We start from the raw sequence: 16,357 nt of genomic DNA, 5'->3' as shown, positions 1-16,357 counted from the left end.
AATGCGGATGCCCAGGCGTATAAAGGACTATCTATTTACATTGAGTGCCGGCTTGTGCTTTAGCACCGCCGTGCTCGCGAACCATCAAACGGGCCCGGAACATTTCACCTTATTGAGCCGCGCAGGCTCCGTTCAATTGGAAACCCATTTGGACAAGACCCAACGCCAATGGCTGCAGAACAAGCGCGAATTGGTGCTGGGCACTTCCTCACCTGACTACCCTCCCTTTGACCTCACCTCCAGCGGGCGTGACTATGAGGGCCTTACCGCCGACTACGCCGGCCTGCTGGCAAAAGTGCTGGCTTTGCCGGTGAAAGTACTGCGCTACCCCTCACGGGAGGCCGCCATCCACGCACTTGAAGCCGGGGAAATTGATTTACTCGGCTCCTCCAACGGCTTTGAAGCAGAAAACCAGAACCTCACCCTGTCCAAGCCGTATGCCGTAGACCAGCCGGTGCTGGTCACTCGTGAAGGTGAAACCCGCAGCCTCAGCGACGGCCTGGCCGGTATGCGCCTGGCCCTGGTCTATCACTACCTGCCCATGGGTGAAGTGGAAAAGCTCTACCCCAAAGCGATCATCCGCGCCTACCCCTCTTATCAAAACGCGCTAAATGCCGTGGCATTCGACCAGGCAGATGTGTTCCTCGGCGATACCATTTCCACTCACTACATGATCAACAAGGGCTACCTGAAAAACATTCGAATGGCCAACTTCGGCAAACACGAGGCGTACGGGTTCAGCTTTGCCATGCTCCGGTATCAAACAACCCTCGCTGGCATCGTCGACGCCGTTCTGACAGCCGTACCCACCAATGAACGAGAAACGATCGCCAAACGCTGGAGTGCCGGCAGCGATATCTTGCTGACCGACAAGAAGCTGCAACTGAGCCCGCGCGAGGAGCGCTGGCTGAAAGACCATCCGGTGGTCAAAGTGATCGTGAATGAAACCTTCGCCCCCCTGACCTTCTTCGACACGGACGGCAACTTTCGCGGCATCACCGCCGACCTGCTGGAACTGGTTCGCCTGCGTACGGGCTTGCGCTTCGAGATACAGTGCGAACGAGTTGTTCAAGCGATGATTGAACAAGTCGACGGCGGAAAGGCCGACATCATCGGCGCGATCGTACCCAGTACAGAGCGGGAGGCTCGATTGAATTTCAGTCGCCCCTACCTGGAAAACTCCTATGTGATGTTGACGCGCAAGGATAACCACGCGCCGACCAGCCTGGAGGAAATGCAAGGCAAGCGCCTGGCCGTCACGCAAGGCAGTCCAATGGCAACGTTTCTACGCGAAAACTTTCCGAACATTCAACTGGTAGAAACAGGCGACAATTTCAAATCCGCTGAACTGCTTGTACAAGGGCATGTCGACGGCGCTGTAAATACATTGGTAATCGCCAACTATTTCCTCTCCTCCCCCACGTTCCTGGACAAGATTCAAATCAGCTTCAGCGTCGGCACGATGCCTGCCATATTTTCATTAGCCACTTCACGTCGAGCCACCGAACTCAGCTCGATTCTGGACAAGGCGTTACTGAGCATCGCCCCCGATGAGCTGGGCGTGATCAACAGCCGCTGGCGCGGCTACACCGCGGCCTCCGACAGTTATTGGCGCAACTACCACCAACTGATTACCCAAATCATTATTGGCACCGGGCTGCTGTTGCTGATTTCCCTGACCTGGAACGCCTATATGCGCCGCCAGATCAAACACCGCAAGATGGCCGAGCGCGCCCTCAATGATCAGTTCGAATTCATGCGTGCGCTGGTCAATGAAACGCCACACCCTATCTACGTACGCGATCGCAAAGGCTTGCTGCAGACCTGCAACGACAGCTACCTGCAAGTATTCAACGTTAAGCGCGAAGAGGTAATCGGTAAAAGCGCGATCCAGATGAGCGCGGCCCTGGAAACGGATGCGGTGCAATATCATGCCGATTACCAGCGAGTGATGGCCGAAGGCAATCCGATGATCCTGGATCGGACCCTGAATATTGCCGGAAAAAAACTCACGATTTACCACTGGATCCTGCCGTACCGTGACTCCATCGGCGATGTCCAAGGCATCATCGGTGGCTGGATCGACATCAGTGAACGACGCCAGTTGTTCGACGAAATTCGCGCCGCCAAGGAGCGCGCCGACGAAGCCAACCGGGCCAAGAGCACGTTCCTTGCCACCATGAGCCATGAAATCCGCACCCCGATGAACGCGGTGATCGGCATGTTGGAGCTGACTCTCAAGCGGGCCGACCAAGGTCATCTCGATCGCCCGGCCATCGAGGTTGCGTACAACTCGGCTAAAGATCTGCTGGAACTGATCGGCGATATTCTCGACATCGCACGCATCGAGTCCGGCCGCCTGAGCCTGGCGCCTGAGCGCGTCAACCTGCGGGAGGTGATCGAGTCGGTGGTACGCGTGTTCGACGGCCTGGCCCGCCAGAAAACCCTCAGTTTGTTGCTGGAGTTCAATCCCGAGCTGGACAATACCGATGTGCTGATCGACCCGCTGCGTTTCAAGCAGGTGTTGTCCAACCTGATCAGCAACGCGATCAAGTTCACCGAGCGCGGCCAAGTAAAAATCAAAGTGGAGGTATTGCCCACCGATCTGGCGCAGCAAATCGAAATGAAACTGGTAGTGGAAGACACCGGCATCGGCATCAGCCGGGATGACCAGTTGCGCCTGTTCGAACCCTTCGCCCAAGCTGACAACTCAGGGCATTTGGCCAGGAGCGGTGCAGGACTGGGATTGGTGATCTGCCGCAGCCTGTGCGCAATGATGGGCGGGCAATTGAGCTTGAGCAGCGTGCCAATGGTAGGCACACAGGTGCATATCAGCCTGAAAATGACCCAGCTGCAGCCCATGCACGTGGTAGAGGAAATCATGCCCGTGACACAAGTTACCGCGCCAGTGCTGAATGTGCTGGTCGTAGACGATCATCCGGCGAACCGCCTGTTGATGTGCCAGCAACTGGCTTACCTGGGACACCAGTTCACCGCCGCCAACCACGGTGCGGCTGGTTTTTTGGCCTGGCGTCACGAGCACTTCGACCTGGTCATAGCCGACTGCAACATGCCCATCATGAATGGCTACGAACTGAGCCGCTCGATTCGCGAGTATGAACAGCGTGAACAACTTACGCCGTGCGTAGTGCTGGGCTTTACCGCCAACGCTCAGCCCGAAGAAAAACTCCGCTGCGCACAAGCCGGCATGAACGATTGCCTGTTCAAGCCCATCAGCCTCACTGCACTGGAACGGCACCTGGGACAAATAGCCCCGCAACCTACCAGCCTGGCTCTAGACCTCAGCGATTTCGAGGCCCTTACCGGCGGCGATCCACAGATGAGCCGACGCCTGCTGGAGGAACTCTTGAGCAGCAGTCGTCATGATCGACTGGAACTGCTCGGACTAATGGCCAGGCAGGCATCGCCCCAGGACATCATCGAACAGGCCCACAAGATCAAAGGCGCCGCCCGTATCGTTCAGGCGACCTTATTGGCCGGGCAGTGCGAGACCCTCGAACAGAACTGTGCCCGTGGCGAAGACCGGTCTCTGATCGAGTCCGGTGTGAAGGCCCTGGAAAAATACATGCTCGAGCTGGAAAGGGTACTGCAGGCACAGCTCCAGGACCTGGATAACGAAAAAGGGGCGCCTGGCCCCCCTTAATGGGATCAGCAGTCGGTCAAGCGCAGGAAAATCGCCGCCAGCTGTTCGATACCCGCCTGATCCTGTGCGGTAAAGCGGGCCAGCGATGGGCTATCGAGGTCAAGGACGCCAACCAACTTACCGTCCTTGACCAGCGGCACCACCAGCTCGCTGTTCGATGCGCTGTCACAGGCAATATGCCCGGCAAACGCATGCACATCTTCCACCCGCTGGGTCTGTCGGGACGCAGCGGCCGCGCCGCACACACCACGCCCGAACGGAATACGCACGCAGGCAATCTGACCCTGAAATGGCCCCAGTACCAGTTCTTCATTGCGATTGAGATAGAAACCGGCCCAGTTCAGATCGTCCAACTGATTGAACAGAAACGCAGAGAACTGCGCGCTGTTGGCGATAAAGTCGCGCTCGTCGGCCAGCAGCGATTCCAGCTGCGCGCAGAGCATGGCATAGCCATCCAGGCCGGTGCCGGCGTGTTGTAGGTCGATCATGGTTGACGCTCCAGCAATTTGAGGCCCACCCAGTAACGGGCGAATTGATACGCGCAACGACCGTTGCGGTTGCCACGCCCGGTCGCCCAGCGCACGGCAAGAATGTCGAGGGTTTCATCGCGCTGCCATTGCAAACCGGCCTTGTTCGCCAGTTCACCGATCCAGTGTTCCACCACGTCCAGGAAGTGCTCCTGGGTGAACGGATAGAACGACAGCCACAGGCCAAAGCGGTCGGACAAGGCAATCTTGTCTTCCACCGCTTCGCTGGGGTGCAACTCACCATCCACGCGTTTCCAGTTGTCGTTGTCGCTTTGGTTTTCCGGCACCAGGTGGCGGCGGTTGGAGGTGGCATACAGCAAGACGTTTTCCGGGGCCTGCTCCAGCGAGCCATCCAGCACACTTTTGAGCACGCGGTAGTCGCCTTCGCCCGCTTCAAACGACAAGTCATCGCAGAACAAGATAAAACGTTGCGGCAGCTTGAGCAGTTGCTCGACCACACGCGGCAGGTCGGCCAGGTGATCACGCTCGATTTCGATCAGGCGCAAACCGGCCTTGGCGTGCTGGGCCAGCAGGGCACGTACCATCGACGACTTACCGGTGCCACGCGACCCCCACAGCAACGCATGGTTGGCGGGCAGGCCATCAAGGAATTGCTGCGTGTTACGAGCCAGTTGCTCACGTTGCTTGTCCACGCCGATCAGGTCGGACAGGCGCATGTCCAGGCTCACTTCAAGCGGCAACAGGAAGCCTGCACGGCCTTCTCGCTGCCAACGGGCAGCCAGGCAGTGGTCCCAGTCGATGGTTTGACGAGGCGCGGGCAACAAGGGTTCCAGGCGTGCGAGTACGGCGTCGGCCCGTTCAAGAAAGGCATTCAATCGACTATCCACGATGATTCCTCTGGCAAGTTTTTGCAAAAGATGGCGTATTGGCAGCCCTGCGGCAGACCGCACAAGGCTGCATAAAAAAAACGATTCATGCCGGGTAAGCCAGAGCCTGTGGATGTTCAGCTATGCTTGCCGGGCGAAGGGAAACGTGAAGTGGCTCAACACTCGATGGATATCAAGTTCGCCCACCGCTTGTCTTATAAACAAGCCAGATTGACTGTGCTGGTCGGTTTCGTCTTGGGAACCTTGCTCAGCCTGATCCAAATCGGCATTGATTATGCCAGCGAAGACGCATCCATCAACCGTGAAATTGCTTCGCTGCTGGAAATCAGCCACAACCCGGCGTCACGCATCGCCTACAACATCGATGCCGAACTAGCCCAGGAGTTGACCCTTGGCCTGTTGCGCTCCCCTGCGATCATTCACGCACGGTTGATCGACAACAATGGCGTGGTACTGGCGGATGTCGACCGGCCTCGCAAGGAAAGTGCCTACCGCCCCATCAGTGATTTCCTGTTTGGTGCCAACCGGCAGTTCGAAGACCGTCTGTTCCTGAGCCATATGCCCAATGAATCCCTGGGCGTACTGCGCCTCGACGTGGACACCTACGCCTTTGGCAGCCGCTTCCTGCACCGCGCCGAAATAACCTTGCTCAACGGATTCGCCCGCAGCCTGCTGCTGACGGGCATCCTGCTAGCGCTGTTCTACGTCATGCTCACCCAACCTTTGGTGCGCGTGATCCGTGAACTGAGCAATCGTAAACAGGCGCGCCTGGACTGCCCACCAGGGCACGAGCATGACGAAATCGGCGTACTGGTCAACGTCGCTAACCAGCAGTTCGAAAACATGGAGACAGAAATCCAGCAACGGCGTCACGCCGAAGACCGGCTGACCGAGTACCTGGGACAGTTGGAAGACATCGTCTCTGCCCGTACGCTCGAACTTAAAGCCAGTAACCAGCGCCTGAGCCAGTCCAACGATGAGCTGGAAGCGGCGAAGATAAATGCATTGGGCATGGCTCAGGCGCGGGCGGCGTTCCTGGCGAACATGAGCCATGAAATCCGCACGCCGCTCAACGGCCTGTTGGGCATGATCGCCCTGTCGCTGGACAGCCCGCTCAACGCCGAGCAACGCCAGCAACTGTCCATTGCCCATGATTCGGGCAAGGTGCTGGTGGAGTTGCTCAACGATATCCTCGATCTGTCCAAGTTCGATGCTGGTCAACTGGAGCTGGAGCGCATCCCGTTCGACTTGGGCGCACAAGTGGAAGACACCGCCAACCTGCTATCGCAGAACGCCGCGCCGAGTGTCGAGCTGACCTGCCTGATCGATCCGCAATTTCCAGCCCAGGTGCTGGGTGACCCGACCCGGGTGCGGCAGATCGTCAGCAACCTGCTGTCCAACGCCCTGAAGTTCACGCGTTTCGGTCGGGTGGATGTTCGCCTCAGCAGCGCGGACGGCCGGGTCCGCATTGAAGTGTGCGATACCGGCATCGGCATCGCGCAGGAAGCCCAGGTGAAAATCTTCCAGCCGTTCACACAGGCCGGTGCCGGTATCACCCGCCAGTTCGGTGGCACAGGACTGGGCCTGGCGCTGACGCATAACCTGTGCGAGGCAATGAACGGCCGCTTGAGCATCAGTTCTGAGGTGGGCTTTGGCAGCCAGTTCTGCGCCGAACTGCCGCTACCGACTCACTTGCCCGCCGTGCGGGTTACGCCACTTCAGGGCGAAGTGATCGCCATTACCAGTGCAGACAGCGGCCTGACGGAGCTGCTCACCACCCTGCTCCCCCATTGGGGACTGACGCCCCGCTGTTTCCCGCGCGACGAAGATGTCAGTGGGCAAACGCCAGACTTATTGATCACTGACTGCCCGCAATGCCTGTTTAGCCTGCGCCCCAGCATCACCGCACCGATCCTGCTGGTGACGGCGTATGGCAACTTTATGCCCAGCGAAGAAGTGGCGGCACTGGCCCCGTTGCAGCAACAGGCACGACCGTTGAGCCGCAATGCGCTGTACCAGATCCTGCAACGCAATTTGCGTAGCGAAGCCCAATTGATCCTCGACCCGATCCAAATGGAAGCCGCCCCGCTGGCACACCGCGCGCGGATCCTGTTGGTGGAAGACAATCCAGTCAACCAACTGGTGGCCAAGGGCATGCTCAGCAAGCTGGGGTGTGAAGTGATTGTGGCGGCGCATGGTGGCGAAGCGCTCAAACGACTTGAGGAACAACCTTTCGATATGGTGTTGATGGACTGCAACATGCCCGTGATGGATGGCTACGAAGCCAGTCGGCAGATTCGCCGCAGTGGACGCTGGCCGGACCTGCCGATCGTCGCCCTGACCGCCAACGCTCTGTCCGAAGAACGCGAGCGTTGCCGGGCGGCGGGAATGAATGACTATCTGGCCAAACCGTTCCGTCGCGAAGAACTTAACGGGCTGCTGGATCTGTGGGTACCGAAGGCGACAAATCTTTGATCTGCCGGAGCAACTGATCCAGGCCCGCGCGCAAGGCATCGGCCTGGTTCAGGTCGATACCGCTGTCGCACAACAAACGGGTCTTGAGGCGGTGGGTCTCGTCGCGCAGTTGCACACCGGTTTCACTCAGGCTCAGGTGCACTTCCCGCTCATCCTTGGCACTGCGGCGGCGGCGCACCCATTCGAGCTGCTCCAGGCGTTTAAGCAATGGCGTCAATGTGCCCGAGTCGAGCATCAGGCGTTCGCCCAACGCCTTGACGGTGGGTTGCGACGGGCGCGTGTCATGCCACTCCCAGAGCACCAGCATCACCACGTATTGCGGGTAGGTCAGGCCCAATTGGTCCAGCATCGGCTTGTAGGCACGGGTCACCGCCCGGGACGCGGCGTAGAGCTTGAAACACAGCTGGTCGTCGAGGGCCAGGGAGATGTTGGGCTGGTTGGTCATTTGAGCAGGGCTTCGATCTCTTGGGTCAGGTCCTGGGGCTTGGTGGTCGGGGCGAAGCGCTTGACCACTTGGCCGTCGCGACCGATCAGGAACTTGGTGAAATTCCACTTGATGCCCTTGGAGCCCAGCAGGCCCGGCGCCTGTTTTTTCAACTGCACAAACAGTGGGTGGGCATCGCTGCCATTTACGTCGATCTTCTTGAACAGCGGGAAGCTGACGCCGAAGTTCAGCTCGCAGAATTCGGAAATCGCGCCTTCGTTACCCGGCTCCTGCTTGCCGAACTGGTTGCAGGGAAAACCCAGCACCACCAGGCCTTGGTCCTTGTACTGCTGCCAGAGCTCTTCCAGCCCCTTGTACTGCGGGGTGAAGCCGCATTTGCTGGCCGTGTTGACCACCAGAATGGCTTTGCCGGAAAAGTCGGCCAAGGTCTTTTGCTCACCTTTGATGGTGGTACAAGGGATGCTCAGCAGGTTGTCGCTCATGGCAGTGCCTCGGTAACAAGGGGGAAAGAGGATAAACATAGCGATCAATTCAATTGTACGCAATTTAATAATGCGTTCTTGTAGTGAGCGGGCTTGTCCCGCGCTGGGGGGCGAAGCCGCCCTAAATCCAGGCACCTCGGTATTTTATGAAACACTGCGGTGGCCTTGTTGGGGCGGCTTCGCCCCCCAGCGCGGGACAAGCCCGCTCACTACAACTAGCGTGGTACGAAGTCCAGGCATACCGAGTTGATGCAGTACCGCAAGCCGGTCGGCGGCGGGCCGTCCGGGAACACATGGCCCAAGTGCGCGTCGCACTTGGCGCAAGTGACTTCGGTTCGGATCATGCCGTGGCTGACGTCACGGATTTCGATCATCGCACTGTCGGCAATGGGTTCGTAGAAGCTGGGCCAGCCGCAGCCAGCATCGAATTTGGTCTTGGAGTCGAACAGCGGCTCGTTGCAGCAAATACAGTGGTAGACGCCGTCGGCAGTGGTGGCGTTGTACTTGCCGGAGAACGGGCGCTCGGTGCCTTTGAGACGGCACACCTGGTACTGCGCCGGGTCGAGCATGTCCTGCCATTCCTGAAGGGTTTTCTGCAACTTTTCCATCGGTACACCTCGGCAACTGAAAAACCCTGATCTGTATCTTTTCCGTAGATCAGGTGGCACGTATGATTGCGCCTCTTCAAAACGCCAGTCTGGCACCCGCGCTACCGGCATTCAAACGTATTTATGGGTGCGGGCCGCGCAGGATTCACAGTACGGTAGTGTCCCTACCGTCTGGATCGTTCATTTTCAGGATCACATCGCCATGCAGGTCAGCAAATCGAACAAGCTCGCCAACGTCTGCTATGACATTCGCGGCCCAGTGCTCAAGCACGCCAAGCGCCTGGAAGAGGAAGGCCATCGCATCCTCAAGCTGAACATCGGCAATCCGGCGCCCTTTGGTTTCGAAGCGCCGGACGAAATTCTCCAGGACGTGATCCGCAACCTGCCGACCGCACAAGGCTACAGTGACTCCAAGGGTTTGTTCAGCGCCCGCAAGGCGGTGATGCAGTACTACCAGCAGAAGCAGGTCGAAGGTGTCGGCATCGAAGACATCTACCTGGGCAACGGCGTCTCCGAACTGATCGTGATGTCGATGCAAGCCCTGCTCAACAACGGTGACGAAGTACTGGTACCGGCACCGGACTACCCGCTGTGGACTGCCGCCGTGACCCTGGCCGGAGGCCACCCGGTGCATTACCTGTGTGACGAAGGCGCCGACTGGTTCCCGGACCTGGCCGACATCAAGGCCAAGATCACCCCGAACACAAAGGCGCTGGTGATCATCAACCCGAACAACCCCACTGGCGCGGTCTATTCCAAGGAAGTGCTGCTGGGCATGCTCGAACTGGCGCGCCAGCACAACCTGGTGGTGTTCTCCGACGAGATCTACGACAAGATCCTCTACGATGACGCCGTGCATGTGTGCACCGCATCCCTCGCACCGGACCTGCTGTGCCTGACGTTCAACGGCCTGTCCAAGTCCTACCGCGTGGCGGGCTTCCGCTCCGGCTGGATCGCCATTTCCGGCCCCAAGCACAACGCCCAGAGCTACATCGAAGGCATCGACATGCTGGCCAACATGCGCCTGTGCGCCAACGTGCCGAGCCAACACGCGATCCAGACCGCCCTCGGCGGCTACCAGAGCATCAACGACCTGGTCTTGCCCCAGGGCCGCCTGCTGGAACAACGCAACCGTACATGGGAGCTGCTTAACGCCATTCCGGGCGTCAGCTGCGTGAAACCCATGGGCGCGCTGTACGCCTTCCCACGTATCGACCCAAAAGTCTGCCCGATCTTCAACGACGAAAAATTTGTGCTCGACCTACTGCTGTCGGAAAAGCTGCTGGTGGTCCAGGGCACTGCGTTCAACTGGCCGTGGCCGGATCACTTCCGCGTGGTGACTTTGCCGCGTGTGGATGACTTGGACATGGCCATTGGTCGCATCGGCAATTTCCTCAAGTCCTATCGCCAGTAACGGATGTGCCGCTGTACGACCGACAATCGGTCGTACAGCGAGTATCTGGCAACACTTCTCTGCCCTCCCCCAACTCTTTCACCTTGCTGGCTCCCGCGTACCCACCTACCCCCTATAATTACAGGGCTACGACGCAACCGCGTGCTGATCAACCAGTCCTTTGCGTGTCGGAAAAACCTTTCAAGGCTCTACATTCTCGCTGTAGGACACAGTTTGAAATAGTCGCTCGGTTGAATCACCCCATGCCGCACCTTATATACCCCGCAGTACGCGACATATTAAGCATGAGGAGAACTCTACAACCATGATGCGCATCCTGCTGTTCTTGGCCACTAACCTGGCGGTCGTGCTGATTGCCAGCATCACCCTGAGCCTTTTCGGCTTCAACGGGTTCATGGCGGCCAACGGGGTTGATCTCAACCTCAATCAGCTGCTGATTTTCTGTGCGGTCTTTGGTTTTGCCGGCTCGCTGTTTTCGCTGTTCATCTCCAAGTGGATGGCGAAGATGAGTACCAGCACCCAGATCATTACCCAACCACGCACCCGCCACGAACAATGGCTGATGCAAACCGTGGAGCAATTGTCTCGGGAAGCCGGTATCAAGATGCCCGAAGTGGGGATTTTCCCTGCCTACGAGGCTAACGCCTTCGCCACGGGCTGGAACAAGAACGACGCACTCGTTGCCGTCAGCCAGGGTCTCCTGGAGCGTTTTTCGCCCGATGAAGTCAAGGCAGTACTGGCGCACGAGATCGGCCACGTGGCCAATGGCGACATGGTCACCCTGGCACTGGTACAGGGCGTGGTGAACACCTTCGTGATGTTCTTCGCCCGGATCATCGGCAACTTTGTCGACAAGGTGATCTTCAAGAACGAAGAAGGCCGTGGCATCGCCTACTTCGTGGCGACCATTTTTGCCGAAGTGATCCTGGGCTTCCTGGCCAGCGCGATCGTGATGTGGTTCTCGCGCAAACGCGAGTTCCGTGCAGACGAAGCCGGCGCACGCCTGGCGGGTACCAGCGCAATGATCGGCGCACTGCAACGCCTGCGCTCGGAGCAAGGCCTGCCGGTGCACATGCCGGACAGCCTGACCGCCTTCGGGATCAACGGCGGGATCAAACAGGGCTTGGCTCGCCTGTTCATGAGCCACCCGCCGCTGGAAGAGCGTATTGACGCACTGCGTCGTCGGGGCTGATAGCCCGCCAGAAGCAAAAAAAGGGCGACTTCGGTCGCCCTTTTTGGTGCCCGTGGTTTTTGTGTAAAGGCTTCGGTCGTCATCGCAGGCAAGCCACCACATGTTGAACTGTGCTAGCCCGAGGAATCGAATACACCACCAATGACTGTGGGCTTGCCCGCGATGGCGATGGCCTTGTCAGCGCTTGATCAACCGATACACACGCTCCTCAAGCCGCGTGACGCCGTCCTGCACAAACTTCCAGCTCTCGCCCAGGATATCCTGCTCTTCCAGCGCCTCCAGGGCCCACTGCTCACCCAGCAGCACGCGAACTTCCTCATCGGTCACCGCAAACGGCGGGCCGGCTTTCTGCGTCTGGTCGTAGTCAAGGGCGATCAAGAGCCCCTGGCAGCCTGGACGCAGGAAGCGGTTCAAATGCTCGGCGTACTGTGCACGCATCAACGGCGGTAACGCTATCAATGCAGCACGGTCATAAAGTGCCGTGCAATCGGCCAGTGCTTCGGCGTCCAAGGCGAAGAAATCGCCGCACCACACTTCAATCAAGTCCGACCGGTACACCTTGAACACGCCATGCTGGCTCCTACGCGGCGTCAGGTTCTGCTCACTGAAAAACGACTCGACAGCATGCTCCGACAGCTCCACGCCCATCACCCGGTACCCCTGGCTGGCCAGCCACATCAGGTCCAGGCTCTTGCCACACAACGGCACCAATACCTTTGCGCCTTCAGCCAGCGTCAACCGCGGCCAGTGCCGCTGCAGATATGGGTTGACCTCAGGCAAGTGAAAGCCAATCTGATTACGCGCCCAGCGCTCCTGCCAAAACTTGGGTTCCATGAAACACCCCCGGAAATTCGATCAAATGGTGCTAAAACTTATATTAGATTTAGATCAATGATCTGATTGAAGATGGGTCCATGTTAACGCTCAGGACCCTACTTATGCTCCCTAGCCTGTTTATCTCCCACGGCTCGCCCATGCTTGCCCTGCAACCCGGCGCCAGCGGCCCGGCGCTGCTACGCCTGGCGGCCGAAATGCCAAGACCCAAAGCGATCGTGGTGGTGTCGGCGCACTGGGAAAGCCATGAATTGCTGGTCAGTGGCAACGCCGCCCCGGAAACCTGGCATGACTTCGGCGGCTTCCCCCGCGAATTGTTTGCAGTGCAATACCCGGCACCTGGCGATCCGCAACTGGCCGCCGACATTGTCGAGTTGCTGCACGCAGACGGTCTTGATGCCCGCATCGACGAACGTCGCCCCTTCGACCACGGCACCTGGGTGCCGCTGTCGCTGATGTACCCGGCGGCGGATATTCCAGTGGTGCAGGTGTCGTTGCCCAGCCGCATGGGCCCTGCCCTGCAGACGCGCGTCGGGCATGCGCTTGCCAGCTTGCGTGAACAAGGCGTGTTGCTGATCGGTTCCGGCAGCATTACTCATAACCTGGGTGAGCTGGACTGGCACGCAGGCCCCGAGAGCATCGAGCCTTGGGCCCGGGATTTTCGCGATTGGGTGGTGGATAAACTGGCGACTGATGATGAAGCAGCCTTGCATGACTATCGTCGCCAGGCGCCCCATGCCGTGCGTAGTCATCCTAGTGATGAACACTTGTTGCCGTTGTACTTTGCACGGGGTGCCGGCGGCGCGTTCAGCGTGGCGCACCAAGGTTTCACAATGGGCGCCCTTGGGATGGACATCTACCGCTTCGGCTGACACACATTCCCCCTGAAACCCAGGCAAAAAAAATCCCCGAACCAGTCGGGGATTTTTTATGTGCGATCAATCAGCCCAAGGGCGGATCAATCCTCGCGGTAGCGACGCAGCTTCAACTGCTTACCGGCAACGCGAGTGTCTTTCAGCTTGGCCAGCAGTTTTTCCAGACCGTCTTCCGGCAGCTCCACCAGGGAGAAGCTGTCACGAACCTGGATGCGACCGATGGCTTCACGTGCCAGGCCACCCTCATTGAGGATAGCGCCCAGCAGGTTCTTGGCAGCGATACCATCACGCGCGCCCAGCGCGGTACGGCAACGAGCACGGCCTTCAGCCAATGGAACCGGAGCACGACGCTCACGATCACCACGGTCTGGACGGTCACCGGAACGCTCTGGACGATCACCGCGTGGCGCGCTGTTCGGAACCAGTGGACGTTCTTTCTCGATGGCTGCCAGGGTCAGGGCCTGACCGTTGGTTGCCTTGCGCAGCAGGGCGGCAGCCAGGGCACGTGGGGTGCAGCCGATATCGGCGGTCAGGCGGTCCAGCAGGTCGCCGTGGGTCGATTCAGCGTCAGCCACCAGTGGCGACAGGCTGTTGGTCAGTTTCTTGATGCGAGCATCCAGAACAGCCTGGGCATCCGGCAGGCGGACTTCAGCAACTTTCTGACCGGTCACACGCTCGATCACTTGCAGCATGCGGCGCTCACGTGGAGTCACCAGCAGCAGTGCACGACCTTCGCGACCGGCACGGCCGGTACGGCCGATACGGTGAACGTAGGACTCTGGATCGTAAGGCATGTCAACGTTGAACACGTGGGTGATACGTGGAACGTCAAGGCCACGAGCAGCAACGTCGGTCGCTACAACGATGTCCAGACGGCCATCCTTGAGGGAGTCGATCACGCGCTCACGTTGGTTCTGGGCGATGTCACCGTTCAGCGCAGCGGCTTTGTAGCCTTTGGCTTCCAGGGCACTGGCCAGGTCCAGGGTCGCTTGCTTGGTGCGCACGAACATGATCAGGGCGTCGAAGTCTTCGACTTCCAGCAGGCTCAATACAGCCGAGGTCTTCTGGTCAGCGTGAACCAACAGGTGAGCCTGTTCGATCGCGGTAACGGTCTGAGTCTTGGTCTGGATCTTGACGTGCTCTGGGTCACGCAGGTGGCGTTCGGCAATGGCACGGATCGACTGTGGCAGGGTGGCCGAGAACAGTACGGTCTGACGGGTTGGAGGCAGTGCCTTGAAGATGACTTCCAGGTCATCCATGAAGCCCAGCTTCAACATTTCGTCAGCTTCGTCCAGAACCAGGTGGTTCACGGTCGACAGGACTTTTTCGTCACGGCGCAGGTGGTCGCACAGACGACCCGGAGTGGCGACAACAATTTGTGCGCCATTACGGATTGCTTTCAGTTGTGGGCCCATAGGCGCGCCGCCGTAAACGGCCACAACGGTTACGCCCGGCATTTGCTTGGCGTAGGTTTCGAAAGCGGTTGCTACTTGCAGCGCCAACTCACGGGTTGGCGCCAGGATCAGGGCTTGCGGTTCGCGCTTGGCAGGATCGATGCAGTGCAGGATAGGCAGGGCGAACGCGGCGGTTTTACCGGTACCGGTTTGCGCCTGGCCAATCATGTCCTTGCCGGCCATGATGATCGGGATCGATTGCTGCTGAATCGCCGAAGGTTCTTCGTAGCCAGTCGCTGCGACGGCTGCAAGAATGTTCGGGTTAAGATTAAAAGCGGCGAAGCCGCCGGTTTCCTGGGTCATGGGTCTGCCTCTAAGTGCATCCGCAAAGACCCATGCTCCAAAGCTGCGCATGCCGTGTTGAGACTCAAGAGTCGCCCTGGCTGCTTTGTCGGCGGGGATTTGCGAAAACGAATGAATGAAAAAGATTCGTCAAGGGAGAGTCCGCTGTGCGGACGTGCAGCCGAAGCTGACTTCGGGGAATTGCGCTACCTAAACGCGGCCCGGTTAAAGGCCGGCGCGCACTATACCGGAAATACCTGAAAAAGGGAGCTTTTTTTATCGGAAAGCACCGATAAACCGCGCTGCATCACAGTCTTTGCAGATAACAGTGGCAAGGTCTATTTTTCAAAGGCCCGGCCCTGTTGGTCATAACGCTTAAACGATTCACCTAACCCTTGAGACCTTTGGTCCGAAATCCTTCCCCGCGCCCGAGGGCACACCCGATGAATGAAGCCACCAGCAGTCGCGTCAGCCGTGAGTTACAGGGCCATGTCCTGCTGTTGGGCTTGGATCGGGTGGCCAAGCGCAATGCTTTCGACCTGGATTTGCTCAACGAGCTAAGCCTGGCCTATGGCGAATTTGATCGAACTGACGAGGCGCGTGTTGCCGTGGTATTTGCCCACGGAGAGCACTTTACCGCCGGCTTGGACCTGGCCAACGTCAGCGCCTTGATGGCCAGCGGCTGGCAACCTCCCTTGGGCGGGTGCGATCCATGGGGCGTGTTTGCCGGCCCTCGGGTGAGCAAGCCGGTGATCATCGCCGCCCAGGGTTACTGCCTGACCATTGGTATCGGGCTGATGCTGGCAGCGGACATCAACCTCTGCGCGAGCAACACGCGTTTCGCACAGATGGAAGTACAGCGTGGGATCTTTCCGTTTGGCGGTGCGACATTGCGCTTTCATCAGATCGCCGGCTGGGGCAATGCGATGCGCTGGTTGCTGACCGGTGACGAGTTCGATGCACACGAGGCGTTGCGCCTGGGCCTGGTGCAGGAAGTGATGGCCAGCGAAGACCTGCTGCCCCGCGCTGTAGAGTTGGCCAACCGTATGGCGCGTCAGGCACCGCTGGGAGTGCAGGCCACATTGATGTCGGCACGGCTGGCGCGGATGGAGGGCGAAACTGTGGCGGCTGCGGCATTGCCGCCGATGGTGGATAAACTGCTGAACAGCGAGGATGCCAAGGAAGGGGTGCGGGCGATGATTGAGAAGCGGCCGGGGGTGTTCAAGGGTATATGAGTTGGCTGTCAGGGCCTCTTCG

General features: G+C 58.9%; 13 protein-coding genes. 6 read left to right on the top strand and 7 right to left on the bottom strand.

Translation table 11 applies throughout. From position 1 onward, the window contains the following. Positions 1-7: 7 nt before the first annotated feature. Positions 8-3,664 (top strand): transporter substrate-binding domain-containing protein, encoded by a 3,657-nt coding sequence (locus HF257_RS28780; protein ID WP_185708814.1) that lies wholly within the window; start codon positions 8-10, stop codon positions 3,662-3,664. A 5-nt stretch (positions 3,665-3,669) separates the two neighbouring features. On the opposite strand, the gene HF257_RS28775 is transcribed toward HF257_RS28780, so the two are convergent. Then, complete coding sequence (locus HF257_RS28775) at positions 3,670-4,152, bottom strand: GAF domain-containing protein (protein ID WP_185708813.1); 483 nt, start codon at positions 4,150-4,152, stop codon at positions 3,670-3,672. After that, the gene (locus HF257_RS28770; RefSeq protein WP_185708812.1) at positions 4,149-5,039 is read right to left on the bottom strand and encodes an ATP-binding protein; all 891 of its coding nucleotides are present in this window, start codon (positions 5,037-5,039) and stop codon (positions 4,149-4,151) included. Before HF257_RS28770 ends, HF257_RS28775 begins: the two co-directional genes overlap by 4 nt. Positions 5,040-5,204: 165 nt before the next feature. Here HF257_RS28770 and HF257_RS28765 point away from each other — a divergent pair, with 165 nt between their 5' ends. After that, positions 5,205-7,514: a hybrid sensor histidine kinase/response regulator gene (locus HF257_RS28765; RefSeq protein WP_185712133.1), complete on the top strand. Its 2,310-nt coding sequence runs from the start codon at positions 5,205-5,207 to the stop codon at positions 7,512-7,514. Here the strand turns inward: HF257_RS28765 and HF257_RS28760 are convergent. The 3 genes from HF257_RS28760 to msrB form a co-directional block, all read right to left on the bottom strand. Then, a complete protein-coding gene (locus tag HF257_RS28760) occupies positions 7,468-7,959 on the bottom strand; it encodes a MarR family winged helix-turn-helix transcriptional regulator (protein ID WP_185708811.1) in 492 nt (163 codons plus the stop codon). The two genes, HF257_RS28765 and HF257_RS28760, sit on opposite strands and share 47 nt — an antisense overlap. After that, complete coding sequence (locus HF257_RS28755; protein WP_185708810.1) at positions 7,956-8,441, bottom strand: glutathione peroxidase; 486 nt, start codon at positions 8,439-8,441, stop codon at positions 7,956-7,958. Before HF257_RS28755 ends, HF257_RS28760 begins: the two co-directional genes overlap by 4 nt. Positions 8,442-8,656: 215 nt before the next feature. Further along, positions 8,657-9,049, bottom strand: a complete 393-nt coding sequence (gene msrB, locus HF257_RS28750; protein ID WP_185708809.1) for a peptide-methionine (R)-S-oxide reductase MsrB — start codon at positions 9,047-9,049, stop codon at positions 8,657-8,659. Between the two features lie 202 nt (positions 9,050-9,251). Between msrB and HF257_RS28745 the strand changes: the two genes are divergently transcribed. Together HF257_RS28745 and htpX are read left to right on the top strand one after the other, a co-directional pair. Next, positions 9,252-10,463, top strand: coding sequence for a pyridoxal phosphate-dependent aminotransferase (locus HF257_RS28745; protein ID WP_017734399.1), 1,212 nt, complete (start codon positions 9,252-9,254; stop codon positions 10,461-10,463). 304 nt (positions 10,464-10,767) lie between these two features. Further along, positions 10,768-11,655: a protease HtpX gene (gene htpX / locus HF257_RS28740; RefSeq protein WP_185708808.1), complete on the top strand. Its 888-nt coding sequence runs from the start codon at positions 10,768-10,770 to the stop codon at positions 11,653-11,655. Between the two features lie 177 nt (positions 11,656-11,832). Here the strand turns inward: htpX and HF257_RS28735 are convergent, their stop codons facing one another. Continuing rightward, positions 11,833-12,489 carry a thiopurine S-methyltransferase gene (locus HF257_RS28735; RefSeq protein ID WP_185708807.1) on the bottom strand — a complete coding sequence of 219 codons (657 nt, stop codon included), beginning with the start codon at positions 12,487-12,489 and terminating at the stop codon, positions 11,833-11,835. 104 nt (positions 12,490-12,593) lie between these two features. On the opposite strand from HF257_RS28735, the gene HF257_RS28730 reads away from it, so the two are divergent. After that, a complete protein-coding gene (locus tag HF257_RS28730) occupies positions 12,594-13,361 on the top strand; it encodes a DODA-type extradiol aromatic ring-opening family dioxygenase (RefSeq protein ID WP_185708806.1) in 768 nt (255 codons plus the stop codon). 86 nt (positions 13,362-13,447) lie between these two features. Here HF257_RS28730 and HF257_RS28725 read toward each other — a convergent pair whose 3' ends face one another. After that, complete coding sequence (locus HF257_RS28725) at positions 13,448-15,121, bottom strand: DEAD/DEAH box helicase (RefSeq protein ID WP_010211841.1); 1,674 nt, start codon at positions 15,119-15,121, stop codon at positions 13,448-13,450. A gap of 422 nt (positions 15,122-15,543) precedes the next feature. Between HF257_RS28725 and HF257_RS28720 the strand changes: the two genes are divergently transcribed. Beyond that, positions 15,544-16,335, top strand: a complete 792-nt coding sequence (locus HF257_RS28720) for a crotonase/enoyl-CoA hydratase family protein (RefSeq protein ID WP_185708805.1) — start codon at positions 15,544-15,546, stop codon at positions 16,333-16,335. Positions 16,336-16,357: the final 22 nt, after the last annotated feature.

Source organism: Pseudomonas cremoris (genome assembly GCF_014230465.1).
Note: the sequence above shows the minus strand (reverse complement) of the source record. Positions and strands in the feature narration are given on the sequence as shown.

Coding starts and splice junctions, on each gene's coding strand:
- HF257_RS28780 (WP_185708814.1), top strand. CDS start 8: ATGCCCAGGCGTATAAAGGACTATCTATTTACATTGAGTGCCGGCTTG.
- HF257_RS28775 (WP_185708813.1), bottom strand. CDS start 4,152: ATGATCGACCTACAACACGCCGGCACCGGCCTGGATGGCTATGCCATG.
- HF257_RS28765 (WP_185712133.1), top strand. CDS start 5,205: ATGGATATCAAGTTCGCCCACCGCTTGTCTTATAAACAAGCCAGATTG.
- HF257_RS28760 (WP_185708811.1), bottom strand. CDS start 7,959: ATGACCAACCAGCCCAACATCTCCCTGGCCCTCGACGACCAGCTGTGT.
- HF257_RS28755 (WP_185708810.1), bottom strand. CDS start 8,441: ATGAGCGACAACCTGCTGAGCATCCCTTGTACCACCATCAAAGGTGAG.
- msrB (WP_185708809.1), bottom strand. CDS start 9,049: ATGGAAAAGTTGCAGAAAACCCTTCAGGAATGGCAGGACATGCTCGAC.
- HF257_RS28745 (WP_017734399.1), top strand. CDS start 9,252: ATGCAGGTCAGCAAATCGAACAAGCTCGCCAACGTCTGCTATGACATT.
- htpX (WP_185708808.1), top strand. CDS start 10,768: ATGATGCGCATCCTGCTGTTCTTGGCCACTAACCTGGCGGTCGTGCTG.
- HF257_RS28735 (WP_185708807.1), bottom strand. CDS start 12,489: ATGGAACCCAAGTTTTGGCAGGAGCGCTGGGCGCGTAATCAGATTGGC.
- HF257_RS28730 (WP_185708806.1), top strand. CDS start 12,594: ATGCTCCCTAGCCTGTTTATCTCCCACGGCTCGCCCATGCTTGCCCTG.
- HF257_RS28725 (WP_010211841.1), bottom strand. CDS start 15,121: ATGACCCAGGAAACCGGCGGCTTCGCCGCTTTTAATCTTAACCCGAAC.
- HF257_RS28720 (WP_185708805.1), top strand. CDS start 15,544: ATGAATGAAGCCACCAGCAGTCGCGTCAGCCGTGAGTTACAGGGCCAT.